The sequence below is a fragment of the Streptomyces sp. NBC_01267 genome, from assembly GCF_036241575.1.
In the GTDB taxonomy this organism is placed as follows: domain Bacteria; phylum Actinomycetota; class Actinomycetes; order Streptomycetales; family Streptomycetaceae; genus Streptomyces.
Map to the genome: position 1 here is coordinate 7,731,401 of NZ_CP108455.1, position 12,671 is coordinate 7,744,071.

The 12,671-nt window shown below is 67.5% G+C and carries 11 protein-coding genes and 2 pseudogenes; 6 read left to right on the forward strand and 7 right to left on the reverse strand.

Translation table 11 applies throughout. The annotated features are described in order from the left end of the window. Positions 1 to 41: 41 nt before the first annotated feature. The 4 genes from OG709_RS34415 to OG709_RS34430 all read right to left on the reverse strand — a co-directional run bounded on the left by OG709_RS34415 (position 42) and on the right by OG709_RS34430 (position 5,836). Entirely contained in the window at positions 42 to 1,460 is a 1,419-nt protein-coding gene (locus tag OG709_RS34415; protein ID WP_250301442.1) for an MFS transporter, read from the reverse strand. Further along, positions 1,457 to 1,927 carry a MarR family winged helix-turn-helix transcriptional regulator gene (locus tag OG709_RS34420; RefSeq protein ID WP_326693458.1) on the reverse strand — a complete coding sequence of 157 codons (471 nt, stop codon included), beginning with the start codon at positions 1,925 to 1,927 and terminating at the stop codon, positions 1,457 to 1,459. Before OG709_RS34420 ends, OG709_RS34415 begins: the two co-directional genes overlap by 4 nt. Before the next feature lie 304 nt (positions 1,928 to 2,231). Further along, complete coding sequence (gene rph, locus OG709_RS34425) at positions 2,232 to 4,838, reverse strand: rifamycin-inactivating phosphotransferase (protein WP_329169265.1); 2,607 nt, start codon at positions 4,836 to 4,838, stop codon at positions 2,232 to 2,234. A gap of 731 nt (positions 4,839 to 5,569) precedes the next feature. Then, positions 5,570 to 5,836, reverse strand: coding sequence for a hypothetical protein (locus tag OG709_RS34430; RefSeq protein WP_329168943.1), 267 nt, complete (start codon positions 5,834 to 5,836; stop codon positions 5,570 to 5,572). A 43-nt stretch (positions 5,837 to 5,879) separates the two neighbouring features. Between OG709_RS34430 and OG709_RS34435 the strand changes: the two genes are divergently transcribed. The 5 genes and pseudogenes from OG709_RS34435 (at position 5,880) to OG709_RS34455 (ending at position 10,395) form a co-directional block, all read left to right on the forward strand. Continuing rightward, positions 5,880 to 7,090 (forward strand): IS3 family transposase gene (locus tag OG709_RS34435; protein WP_266624355.1). Its coding sequence is split into 2 segments (ribosomal slippage): positions 5,880 to 6,171 and positions 6,171 to 7,090, totalling 1,212 coding nucleotides; the frame shifts between segments, so codons are not numbered across the junction. Positions 7,091 to 7,762: 672 nt separating this feature from the next. After that, positions 7,763 to 8,359 (forward strand): RNA 2',3'-cyclic phosphodiesterase, encoded by a 597-nt coding sequence (thpR, locus tag OG709_RS34440; protein WP_266645315.1) that lies wholly within the window; start codon positions 7,763 to 7,765, stop codon positions 8,357 to 8,359. A 276-nt stretch (positions 8,360 to 8,635) separates the two neighbouring features. Continuing rightward, positions 8,636 to 8,910 (forward strand): annotated as a pseudogene (locus OG709_RS34445) (GNAT family N-acetyltransferase); the annotation flags it as partial. Further along, positions 8,885 to 9,082 (forward strand): hypothetical protein, encoded by a 198-nt coding sequence (locus OG709_RS34450; RefSeq protein ID WP_266646245.1) that lies wholly within the window; start codon positions 8,885 to 8,887, stop codon positions 9,080 to 9,082. The pseudogene OG709_RS34445 and the gene OG709_RS34450, both read left to right, overlap by 26 nt. A 203-nt stretch (positions 9,083 to 9,285) precedes the next feature. Further along, positions 9,286 to 10,395: an NAD(P)/FAD-dependent oxidoreductase gene (locus tag OG709_RS34455; RefSeq protein ID WP_329168945.1), complete on the forward strand. Its 1,110-nt coding sequence runs from the start codon at positions 9,286 to 9,288 to the stop codon at positions 10,393 to 10,395. An 85-nt stretch (positions 10,396 to 10,480) separates the two neighbouring features. Here OG709_RS34455 and OG709_RS34460 read toward each other — a convergent pair whose 3' ends face one another. From OG709_RS34460 to OG709_RS34470, 3 genes and pseudogenes are all read right to left on the reverse strand, one after another. Next, complete coding sequence (locus OG709_RS34460; RefSeq protein WP_329168947.1) at positions 10,481 to 11,143, reverse strand: hypothetical protein; 663 nt, start codon at positions 11,141 to 11,143, stop codon at positions 10,481 to 10,483. Beyond that, the gene (locus OG709_RS34465) at positions 11,140 to 11,718 is read right to left on the reverse strand and encodes an RNA polymerase sigma factor (protein ID WP_250301435.1); all 579 of its coding nucleotides are present in this window, start codon (positions 11,716 to 11,718) and stop codon (positions 11,140 to 11,142) included. The genes OG709_RS34460 and OG709_RS34465 overlap by 4 nt, the downstream gene beginning before the upstream one ends. 119 nt (positions 11,719 to 11,837) lie before the next feature. Beyond that, positions 11,838 to 12,087 (reverse strand): annotated as a pseudogene (locus OG709_RS34470) (GNAT family N-acetyltransferase); the annotation flags it as partial. A gap of 175 nt (positions 12,088 to 12,262) precedes the next feature. Here OG709_RS34470 and OG709_RS34475 point away from each other — a divergent pair. Continuing rightward, complete coding sequence (locus tag OG709_RS34475; RefSeq protein WP_266645311.1) at positions 12,263 to 12,646, forward strand: hypothetical protein; 384 nt, start codon at positions 12,263 to 12,265, stop codon at positions 12,644 to 12,646. The last annotated feature ends 25 nt before the right edge of the window (positions 12,647 to 12,671 follow it).

Here is a 12,671-nt window from a genome sequence, read left to right on the forward strand (position 1 = left end):
GCGGTGTCTCTCCTTGGGAGGGGATGGTGACGCGGCGCGGTTCAGGCGGCTGCGTCGCGGTGGCGCATCAGGCTGCGGTCCAGGACGGTCAGCAGCAGGACCAGGAGCCCCGCCGCGACGAGCACGATGCCGAGACTGTGCAGTCCGTGGTCGCTGGCGCCGTCGCGGAAGACAATGCCCCCGATCACGGATGAGGTGATGGTGCCGAGGTAGCCGAAGGTCCGGAACAGGCCGGAGGCCGTGCCGATCTGCTCGGCGGGCGCCATCTTGTAGAGGGCGGTCTGATTGCCGACGGTGGTCGTGGCGGTCGTGACGCCGAAGACCAGCGAGACGAGCACGAGCGCGATCACCGGGCTGTCGGAATCGAGCACCATGATGCCGATCGAACCGAGCAGCATGCTCAGCGCGGAGGCGATCAACGGCCCGCGTACCAGGTTGCGCCGTGCGAGTGGCCGCGAGAGCAGTGCGGAGACGGCGCCCATCGGCAGGAGCATCAGGCCCGTCTGGACCGTGGACAGGCCGTAGGCGGCCTCCATCCATTGGGTCAAGCCGTACATCATCGAGTAGACGCCGAGCAGGGTGAGCGCCTGGCGCAGGTAGGTGCGGCTCAGGGCGCCGTTCGAGGCCAGGCCACGGAGGTCGAAGAACGGCGCGGGCCGTCGCAGCTCCCACCAGACGGTCGGGACCGAAGCCACGACGAAGACGGCGAGGGCGGTCCACCGGATGTGGGGCAGAGCCATGAGGAAGACGACCAGGGAGGTCATCGAGGTGGCGAAGCCCAGGATGCCGAGCAGGTCGATCCGCTGTGCGATGCGGCGGAACCCGCTGTCCGTGGACGTGAGTGGCGGGTCCTTGGGCAGCCGCAGAGCCATCAGCAGCGCGATCGCGGTGACCGGGATGTTGATGAAGAAGGACCAGCGCCAGCCCGCCGCGCCCACCAGAAGACCTCCGATGGGCGGGCCGATCGCGGCAGTGGCCATACCTGCGATGGCGAGTCCGCCGAGCACTCCGCCTGGCGGTTCGTCCAGTCCGGCCTGCTCGGCACGGCGTCGGATCATGACCATCGCGCAGGGGAACGCGGCCGACGTGCCGAGCCCGATCAGGACCCGGGCGACGGTGAGCATCGTGAGGTTCTGGCCCAGGCCACCGACCACACCGCCGAGCAGCACCAGCACAATGCCTGCGAGGAAGGTGCGGCGGGCGCCGAGGGCCTCGGCGAGTTTGCCGGCCGTCGGCTGGGCGATGGCGCTGGCGAGATAGAGGGAGGAGACCAGGACGGCGGTGGCACCCACGGTGACGTTCAGTTCGGTCGCGATGGGAACCAGCGCGGTCGCGATGATGGAGCTGTTGATCGGGTTGAGGCTGGAGCCCACGTACAGCGGCGCGGTGAAGGTCCAGGCGAAGGGCTTGCGGGCGAGGCCGTGAGGTGCGGATTCGGTCTCGACGGCGTCCGTTGTCATATGGCGGCCTCGTTCAGGTCGGCGTCGGCGAGCCGCTCCAGCAGCTCGACCGCCTTGTCCATGTCCGCGCGTTCGTGCGGAGCGATGACCTGAGCGATGGCGTGCGCCAAGAAGGTGGCGCGTCCCGTGAGTAGTTTGTCGATCAACTCGGTCGCGGACGGGTCTGCGCTCATCAGCTTCTTGCGGCCGTCCTTCGGATCAGGCTCGCTGTGCACCAGCCCTGCGGCCTTCAGTACGGCCAGGCTCTGGGCGATGGCCTGGCCGCTGACGTGTTCGACGGCGGCCAGCCGGGCCGCAGTGATCGGACCCTCGCGAACGACGCTCGCCAGAACGCCGAGCTGCGTGGCACTCAGCCCGGTCGCATGCTGACCTGATTCCGCGCGCATCCGCGCCCGAAGCCGCTTCATGGCGTCATTGAGGCGTTGCGCGGTTGCGATGGATTCTTGCGGCCCAGGGTTCTTGGTCATGCCCCCAACGTAAAACTACACAAGTAACTTTGCCAAGTTACTTGTGTAGTTTTTCGTTCGCTGAGCAGCCCAAGCCCAAGCCGCAGCAGAGGGACGTCCCGCGCGACAGGCGGCACCGACCGCCTTCGCCTCCTGCCTGTCGGCCGGCCTCCATCGCGCCTTCGGGATCCGCTGCGGGCCTGCGCAGATCTCAAGCGAGAGCATGTGTCGTTGGGTTCGGGCATCACTCGCCGGACGAGGCTTCTCGGCGTTGTCGGCCCAGGTCAAGGGCCAGGGTCAAGGGCCAAGGGTCAAGGGCCATGGGTCAAGGCAGGATCTCGACGTACCCATCGGTTCCGTGCACACGGATCCGCTGCCCGTCCCGGATCAGCCGGGTGGCCTGCTCCACGCCGACGACGGCCGGCAAGCCGTACTCCCTGGCGATCACTGCGCCATGGGTCATCAGGCCGCCCACCTCCGTCACCAGGCCCGCGATTCCGACGAACAGCGGCGACCAGCTGGGGTCCGTGAAAGTGGTGACCAGGATGTCGCCCGCTTCGAGATCGGCCTCCGCCATGTCAAGCACGACGCGGGCCCGTCCCTCGATGGTTCCGGTGGAAACCGGCAGGCCGATCAGAGCGCCGACCGGCACGTCGTCGCGCCGGTACGCCCCGGTGACGGCCTCACCATCCGATGTGAGCACCCGGGGCGGAGTGAGCGCGTGGTACGAGCGGAACGCATCCTTGCGCTGCTGGATGAGCCGGTCATCCACCTGATTCGTGCGCACGACGTCGTGGAGTTCCTGGAACGTGAGGAAGGAGATGTCCTCCTTCTCAGTAAGCACGTCGGCCTGCACGAGCCGCTCGGCCTCCGCCAACAGGGCCTGCTTGTAGACGAAGTAGCGGCTGACGATGCCGTACTTCGGGTACTCCCGGTACCCGATGAAAGTTCTGACCTGGTCGATCATCCGCTTGGCCTCGTCGGCTTTCCGGTCCCCGTCCGGCAGGGCCCGCAAGCGTGACAGCACGTCCTGTTCCTTCTTCTGCGCCTTCTGGCGCCCTTGCTCGAAGCGCCGTTCGGCGGCGCCCGGCTCGAAGTTCCTGACGTTGTCGAGGATCACGGGCACGAGCGTGGTGGGGCGCTCGCGCCAGCGTGGCCTCGTGATGTCGATCTCACCGACGCAGCGCATGCCGTACCGGTCGAGGTAGGCCTCGATGGCGTCGCGCGCCGCGCTCCCACCCGCGACCTTCGCCAGCTCGTCCAGGAAGCCCTCGTCCTCGACACCCTGCAGGAACGTCACCACCTCCGGATGCGGGCGGACCACGTCCGCGACGTCGAGCAGCGCCAGTCCCATCTCCGACGTGATGTTGTCGGGGGCGGACAACGTGAGCGTGTCAGCCACGTTCTTCTCGCCCAGCCACTCCTGGAGCTTGTCGTTGAGCCACCACGTGGCGTCCATCCCCGCCATGATCGCCTGCATGTTCTGCCGATCACCGAGGACTCGCTTGTGCTCTTCGAAGGCCTCCAGCAGGAAGTCGAACAGCGCCGCTCCGGTCTTCGTCCGGATGTCCCGCTCCAGGGCGGCGATGGACACCTGGCTGCGCTCGATCAGCTCGGTGACGATGGCAGGATCGGCCTCGATCGGGGCGGGCGCACCGCCGACCGGCGGCCCACCGGGACGCGCGTCCGGGGCGTCCGGGAGCGACGGGACGAAATCGTCGTGGTCGAGGACGGTCTCCAGCGCGTCCCTGACCAGCGGATCCCCTCTCCCCATGACGTCCAGGAGGGCGGCGCGGCTCGCGGGCGAGGCCAGGCGCCGGGTGGTGTCGACGAACAGCCGCCCGCCGGCCTCGTGCATCGGCACCATGGCAGTCAGCTGCCACATGGAGAACCCCAGGGGCTTCATGGGGTCGGTCATCATCTGCTGGTGACCGACGGAGACGTAGACGTGATTCTCCTGGTCGCCGGCCTCGGGGATGGGGAACAGCGTCGTGATCGGCCGGCTCTGAACGATCTGGAAGTCATCGTCGACCAGACACCATTCGATGTCCTGCGGGCGGCCGAAGTGCGCTTCGATCCGACGCCCGAGGTGCACGAGCCGCACGACCTGCGCATCTGTCAGCGCCGGCTGCTCCTGCTGCTGCGCGTCGATCGCCACTTCCTGGGTACCGCCGGTCGGCAGGGCATGAACGGCACGCTTTTTGGGGGCGATCGTCTTGGCGACGACTTCGCCGTGCCGCACCTTGAAGACGTCCGGGTTCACCAGGCCGGAGACCAGGGCCTCGCCGAGGCCGAAGCCGGCGTCCACGGTGGCCACCTTCCGGTTGCCCGTGACGGGGTCGGCCGTGAACAGGATGCCAGCCGCATGCGGGAAGATCATCTGCTGCACGACCACGGCCATATGGACCGTACGGTGGTCGATGCCGTTCCGCTGGCGGTAGGTCACGGCCCGCTCGGTGAACAGCGAGGCCCAGCACCGGCTGACGTGCTGGAGGATCGCCGTCGGCCCCACGACGTTCAGGTATGTGTCCTGCTGGCCGGCAAAGGAGGCCGTCGGGAGGTCCTCTGCCGTCGCGCTGGATCGGACGGCGTAGGCGGCTTGCTCGCCGAGCTGGGCGAGCGCGCCGGTGATCGCCGCCGCGACATCGTCCGGGACAGGAATGTCTTCGATGGTCCGACGAATCTGCGCGCTGAGCGTGCGGATCGCCTTCCGATCGTCCGGGTTCAAGCGCGACAACTGGTCGAGCCGCTCCTCGATCGACGGCGCTTCCGCCATGATCCGCCGGAAGGCGTCCGTCGTTACGCAGAAGCCACTCGGCATGCGGATCTCTTCGATCCGCGACAGCCCGCCCAGGTGCGCGCCCTTGCCGCCAACGACTGCGACCTGCGTCTCGTCGACCGCTTGAAGATCCCACACGTACTGCTCAATCATTTGCGCTACCTCCGAGGTAGCCGTGCTCCGTTGTACCGGGGTGGCCGATCGAATCACCGGCGCCTCCGACTCTGTCGAACTTCATGTCGAGCACGTCCTCATCCCTGGCTGCCTTCCCTCTGACGAGTCGGCCGACTGCTCCGCCCAGCCGGGCGGCGCGCACTCCTGCACCTCGCCGATCACCCGCAACTGCACGGCTGGTCCCACCGCTGGTCCCACCGCTGGTTCGACGTCACCGCGACCCCTGTACGTCGACAACAACACACGCACGCCGCGCTCTCATTTCTGCTGGTTGTGGCATCGGCAGACGATTCTGCGCCGTGACCCGGGTCTTGTGGCAAGCCCCCCGGTGCGCTATAAGTTGAAAGTGGCAAGGAGAGGGCTCTCCTTGCCTTTGCCTTGAGTCGTCCAACGTTTGCCGCAGGCGGGTCGGCCGGACGCCAGTCGCTCGACCGGCACAGCGCCGTTCCGATGGAACTGGCAATCTTCTCGTGATGCGGCGGCGCGCCGTGTACGGGTACGCGTCGCCGGCGTAGGGGCGATGTCCCACCGGCCTACGGACACAGCCGTGGAATCAGAAGGTCTGTCCCTCGTGGGGCAAGGCCCGAGCGTCGAGCGCGCGGCCATCTCGCGGAGTGGCCGCGCCACGCGAGTGCGGGGCCGACCAATCACGTCGACCGTCCCAACCATCCGTTCCCGATGATCCGCACTGCCCAAAAGGCGGACGCCTGTCAGCTGTTGGCTTCGGACCAGCCGTTGAACGCGACAGCCCAGGCCATGACATCCTGCGCCTTCTTGGCTGAGACCTTCACCGTTGTGCTGTCTCCGTCCCTTCCGCAGATCACGACAGACAGTGCACCGGTCTTCTTCTTGAGCGCGAAGGCGAACAGGCCGGTCGCGAACAGCCGCGTCACGGTGATCCGTTTACCTGTGCCGTCGATGGTCTGGACTGTTGCGCCGCTCGCGGGAGTAGGGCCTTGACCCTGGGTTTTGGACACCGGAGACACTTGGATCTTGATGGTCCAGGAGAACGGAGTCCCCGTGGGGATGAAGCATTACCCCGCCGAGTTCAAAGCGGATGCGGTCGCGTTGTACCGATCGAGGCCGGGAGCGACGATCAAGTCCGTCGCCGGTGATCTCGGGGTGAACACCGAGACGCTGCGGAACTGGATCCGGGCCGCCGACGGGCGCCGGCCCGGCGCCCACTCCGCACCGCCGGCCGCTTCGCAGACCGGCGGCGACGCTGTTCAGGCGGAGCTGGCCGCCGCTCGCAAGAGGATCCGTGAGCTCGAGGAAGAACGGGACATTCTCCGCAAGGCGGCCCGGTATTTCGCGACGGAGACGCGCTGGTGAACCGCTACCAGTTCGTTGACGATCACCAGCGCCGACACGGCGTGAAGCGGCTCTGCGACATCCTCGGCCTGGCCCGCTCGAGCTTCTACTATTGGCGCCGCACCGCATCCGCGAGAGCGGCCCGCCAGACCGTCGAAGCCGGGATCGCGGCCCGGATACGCAAGGTCCACCAAGACTCCGACGGCACCTACGGAGCCCCCAGGATCACCGCAGAACTCCGCGACGAGGGCGGCCCGGTGGTCAACCACAAGCGCGTCGCGAGGATCATGCGGTCCATCGGGCTCGAGGGAGTCCGTCTGCGCCGCCGGCACCGCACCACCGTCGCGGACCAGACCGCAGCGAAGGCGCCAGACCTGATCGGCCGTGACTTCACCGCGGCCGCAGTCAACAGAAAGTACGTCGGCGACATCACATACCTGCCGGTCAGCGGCGCGAAGCCGCTCTACCTCGCGACCGTCATCGACCTCGCCTCACGTCGGCTCGCCGGGTGGGCGATCGCTGACCACATGCGGACAGAACTCGTCATCGACGCCCTCACGGCCGCCGAGCGGACCCGCGGAAACTTGACCGGAGTGATCATGCACACCGACCACGGATCTCAATATTCGAGCAGGGCCTTCGCGGAACTCTGCAGGTCAGCTGGGGTCCGGCAGAGCATGGGCGCGATCGGGTCCAGCGCCGACAACGCTGCCGCGGAAAGCTTCAACGCCGCCTTCAAGAGGGAGACGCTCAAAGGCCGCAAAGCCTGGTCGAGCGAGCGTGAGGCCAGGCTCGACGCCTTCCGCTGGCTGACCCGCTACAACACCCGGCGCCGGCATTCCCGCCTCGGTCAGCGGTCTCCGATTGCCTACGAGAACGCCGTCCAAGCAGCAGCAACTACCCTGACCCAAGCCGCATAGACGTGTTCAACATCCGGGGTCAAGGCCCGTATGCCACTGGCCGACTGTCAGGGTTCCGTTGCTGTCGAGGGATATCGGAGTACCTCGAGGCGGCTGAGGTGGATTCGGAGACATTCAGGCCCCATTCACTGGTCGGTCAACCAAATGTGCCAGTGTGACGGAGACCATGCGCTGACATTGCCGATCCGTGACCCTTCGTTGCGGGCTTCGGGGGGTGGAGCGTTGAGAAGACCAGCCGATACCGGGAGTGCGGCCGACGGTCACGACCGGGACCGGACCGGACTGGACTGGACTGGTCGAACTCGCCCTGAGCCAAGGCCCGTTGCGTGTTGTCGGGCGTCTACGCCGCGGTCGCCCTCGGTTGCCGTCGTGCCGCACCCACAGGACGTGTACTGGAATTGCCTCGGGCGCCGGAGCCGGTCCTTGATCCAGATGGCGAATCTGCTCTGGAGGACGATCACCCTGTCAGTGATCAGTAACTGCGCCGTGCGAGCCGAGTCCGACCGGATCGGAATTCCTGTCGTGACAGGTGTGAGCCGACCACATCCTGGACGAGACCGGGTATCTTGCCGGCCCGGTCGATCTCGTCCGCCTCTTCGGGATCATCCCTGAGCGGTTCTGCTGCGGTACCTGGCCATTGCACTCACCATCCGGTGCGGTAGGAAGTCCGGTGTGAACAATCAGACTGACCGACCGACCGTTCGCGTGTTCATCGCCCTCGCCCCGCCTGATCACGCGAAGGAAGAACTAGCCAGGGAGCTGCGCCCCGCTTACGACACACACCCTCACATGCGATGGAACCGCATTGAAGACTGGCACATCACCCTGGCGTTCCTCGGCGAGCTGCCGGCCGAGACGGTTCCGCTCCTGCGACCGCCCCTTGCCGCTCTCGCAGCCGACCATCGACCCCTCCGTTTGGCACTGCACGGCAGCGGAAGCTTTGACGACCGCGTGCTGTGGAGCGGAATCGACGGAGACCTCGATGAGTTGCGCATGCTCGCCGCCGATGTACGCACGGCTGTCAAGAACTGCGGGGTCAGCTTTGAGGACCGACCGCTGCGGCCCCATCTGACGCTGGCTCGTGCCCGCCGAGGGGATCGATCGTCGGCAGGGGAAATCGCGGAAGGGTTTGCTGAATTCTCCGGCAGCCGATGGTCTGCCGAACGTCTGCACCTGGTCGGCAGCAACGTCGGCCGTAGCCGCGGACCGATCCACTATCGCGACATCGAGGCATGGGCGTTCGGCAGCGGGAACACCCCTGGATCCTGAACGAACCAATGGCGATGCCTGAGCAGCCCCGGTCGGCACGGTGCCGTCGAACCACGACGCGCCCAATCCTTCGGCGCAGCCTTCCGGCTCAGCTCACGCAAGGCCAACTCACGGGCGGCCTTCCCCCTGACAGGCGAGGAATTCGATCGGCTCGCCGGAACGTGTGCGGGAGACCTGGACGGAGCAGCGTGGGAACCGGCCGCACGGGTCCAGGCTTGCGTCACAACTTGCCCGACTCGTACGGACCTTCGTTCTGCCGCGGCCAGAGTGCCTGCCATGATCGTCATCATGGGGATACACACCGCACCGGCCGCGGTGGACGATTTGCATCAGGTCCTGACGGATCACGCCCGTTACCGGGGCGAACGCGATCTTCGGTCGCTGCACCTTCTGGCACTGGTGCAGGAGTTGGACCGACCTGCTTGGTCGCCCGAGCCGAGGACGGAATCCATGGGTACGTCCTCGGGTTCGTCACCCCGGACGGCACAAGCTACGTGCATCTGATCGCCACGCGGGACGACGTCCGTGGCACCGGTCTCGGGCGTCGTCTGTGTGCTTCTCGCCCTGGTCGTCCAGGTTCCGCGTGCCGCCGCTGATGACGCCGTGATCTGTGGACACCACGTTCAGGGCGCGATCCTGGTGAAGTACCAGGAGATGGGTGGGGAGAAGCCGCCTCTGAAGGCCATGGACCCACTCACCAACGCCAAGTGCAGCTGGAACTGACTGGCTCACACACTCACTCACGGGAGAAGTCAGGGGCCGGTCACCCGCGTGTGGCTGACCGGCCCCGGATTCCACTCCAGTGGTGCTTTGGGCACCGAGGTCTCCGCGGGCGGTGTCTGGCTTGAACGGATAACGCGTGCTTGCATGCTGGAAACGGGATTCTCCCGTGACCGAGGAAGGGGGCGTTCGTGAGGATCGGATCCGTGAAGCGGCCTGAACGTGTTGCTGTGATCGGAGCGGGCGTCCTCGGAGCCGGCGTGGGCTGGAACCTGTCCCGGCACGGTGCCAAGGTGGTCTTCATCGACGCAGGCCGGCCAGGCGAAGGCGCCACCAACTGGTCTTTCTCATGGGTCAACGCCAGCAACAAGACCGCGCGCAAATCCTACTTCGACCTGAACGTCGCCAGCATGGCAGCGTACCGTGAGCTTGCCCGGACCATCGGGCCGGACTCATGGTGGTATCCCCACGGCCACCTGCGCTGGGCGGACGATCCCGCAGCGGAGGCGAAGCTCCTCGAAACAGCTGAACTGCTGGCTGACTGGGACTACCGGGTCGAGGAGTACACGGGGGCCGAGGTACGCCGCCGCTTCGAACCAGCTCTCACGTTGCCCGGCGAGGCGCCAGTCGTGTTCTACCCCGACGAAGCCTGGGTGCACGGACGTCATCTCGTCGGCCGCCTGGTCGGCCAGGCCGTTGCATCCGGCGCCGACCTCCGGTCCGGCACCGAGGTCCGCGGCATCGGTACCGATGCCGATGGGAGCATCCGGACAGTTGCTCTATCCGATGGGAGCTGTCTCGACGTCGACATCGTCGTGAACGCGGCAGGCCCCAGCGCCTCCCACGTCGCCGGGCTCATCGGACGCCACTTGCCGATGCGCCGGGAACCCGGCGTCGTCACGCGGATCGGCTGTGATCAGGTCCCGGTTCACCGGGCCATGCACGCTCCTCACATCGAGATCCGTCCTGACGGAGACGCTTCGGTGGTCCTTCACAGCCGCGAGATCGACGCACTCATCGACACGGGCGAAGACCCGGCGGAACTCGCACGGCTGCTCCACGCATCTGCGCGACACGTCGTTCCCGAGCTCGGAAACTCCCGCATCGCACAGACACGGGTAGCTGACCGGCCCATCCCGGCCGACGGATTCCCCTCGGTGGGAGCAGTGCCCTCCGTGCCGGGCTACTACGAGGCCGTTTCCCACAGCGGCATCACGCTCGGGCCGGTGATCGGGCGGCTGCTTGCCTCGGAGATCCTCAGCGGGAAGAGGGACGAGATGCTCGCGGACTTCCGCCCGGAGCGGTTCCCACTCTGACAGGCCCCGCGATTCGACGCCCCCGCCGGAGCTCGGCGTGACGGCTGATCTGCTCGCGGGGCCAAGATCGGCCGGACGGGTCCTACTAGTTCGCCGGAATGCAGCTGGGCAGTTGGCGTACCAGTGTGATGGCCAGCAATGTCACGGGGCCGCTCTTCGAGTCCGGGATGAACAGCAGGTGGTCTCCCGGGACGATGGCACGGGGCTTGATGTCGCGGGCCCCGTTGCGGTGGAATCCCGACAGCGGCGCCACCTTCAGGAGGCTGCCGTGCGGGCTGTTGGCAGTGTGGCCGGTGGCGGGGCAGGAGGCTGAGGGCGTCATCACCTTCGCGGGGACGCCGGCCTTGTCCAGCGCGGCCTGCAGGCCGGGGGCGCCCCGCAGGTTGAACAGGTGCACGGAGACCACGCCGCCCGGCTTGGACTGCACGGCGTAGTCGGCGTTGACGATGTTCAGGCCGTCAGTGCGCAAGGTGTCCTGCGGGGTCGGCGCGGCCGACGCGCCGAGGTCGGGGCTCGCGGTGCTGTGCGGAGCCGACGCAGCGCGCTCCGCGCTGTGCGAGCCGGACACCTGCGGCAGAGCGACGGCCACAGCGGCGGTCGCTGCGGCTACGCCCACAGTCAGAGCCACCCGGCGGCGGGGCGTGCGGAGCCGGAGCAGGGCCCGGTGGCCCGCTGGGGCGGACAGGGAAGTGGCACGGGCGTTCAGCTCGTCGGCGAGCTGCTGCTTGAAGTGCGTGGGGGCGTTCACTGGGCAGCCTCCAGAAGAGTGTCGTAGGTGGCGGCGTGGGACTGGCCGGCGGTGTGCAGGGCCTTGCGGGCGCGGTGCAGCCGTACGCGGGCGGTGGTCGAGCTGATGCCCAGCGCCTGTGCCGCCTCGCGGGTCGTGAGTCCGTCCAGGGCGACCAGGTCGAGCACCTGACGCAGCGGGTCGGAGAGCGCGGCATGGGCGGAGGCGAGTTGCCGGGCGGCACGGTCGGCGTCGATCCGCGCCTCGATGGCGGTGACGTCCTGGTCGTCCAGCAGCCGCCGCCCGCTGATCCGGGCGACCGCCTGCTGTTCACGTGCGGTGCCGTGGAAGTGGGCGTGGATGACGTTGCGGGATATGCCGTAGAGCCAGGCGATGGGTGCGCCGCGCCGGGCGTCGTAGGTGTGCGCGCCTTCCAGGGCGGCCACGAAGATGTCCGCGGTCAGGTCGGCGGCCAGGTGCGCGTTGTCGACGCGCCTGGTGACGAAGCCGAGCACGGTGTCGAACTGTTGCTCGTAGAACGCGGCGAACCCGGCTGGATCCCGCGCGGGTGGTGATGTCGGATGCTCCGCTGGCACGGACGTCTCCTCAGGACAGGTCAAAGGTGCGATGCCTTACACCCCGTACTAGTCCGCGGCGCGGGAAAGCGTTACATCCGCAGTCCGTCGCTCGCACATCCGCAGTCCGCCGGCCAGCCGAACGCGTGCTTGAACAACAAGTACTTGGCCTCGGTTTTCGTCCCCGTGCGCTGGGCGGGCGCCGCGAGCCAGTGAAACCGATCTCGATCGCGCACAGACCGTCTCCGGTCGGCCACAGTCGTGGGTCCCAGTAGGCCGTGGCGTGGCCCCGACTGCTCGCCCCGATGCTCGGTCCACCTGCGCGTACGGGGCCAGCTTCCCGGTAGCAGCGCGGGTGAGTTGAGCGTTGATGTATCCCTCGACCTCGGCCGCGGGGAGTCGGCGGCGTACGCCAACACCCCGCCTACTCCGCGGCGGTGCGCACCGTCTGGCCGGACGCCAACCTTCAGCAGAGGAAACCTACTTGGCGCCGCTCCGCCTGCAACCATTCACCGCACAGGATCGTCACATCAGTGACACACAACCACCCCTTCCGGAGTCCCTGTTGAAGAAGTCTGCCGCCGTCGCCTGCCTCGCCGCCGTTGCCGTGGTGTCGTTGACCGGCTGCTCGTCCGAAGACACGACGGGCGACGCCGAACCGGCAGCGAGCAGCAGCGCCCCCGCGGCTGACGACGGGATACCGCCGAAGCCGACCGGCGCCGACCGGGACGCCTGTCTCAAGGCGACAGGAGCCGTTGACCCGGCACTCGTCACGGACGAGGAGACGGTCATCGATGCGGGTCGCAATCGGTGCTCATCGCTCAGCGGTGGCCGGAAGAGCCCGGACGAATGTGCCGCTGCCCGGTTCGGGACCGACGCGCACCCGGTCACGATCGCTCAGGGTAAGAAGCTGAACGCTGTTCTGCGGAAGACGCTCTGCCCTGCGTGAGGCGGCCTACGCCGTGAACCGTATG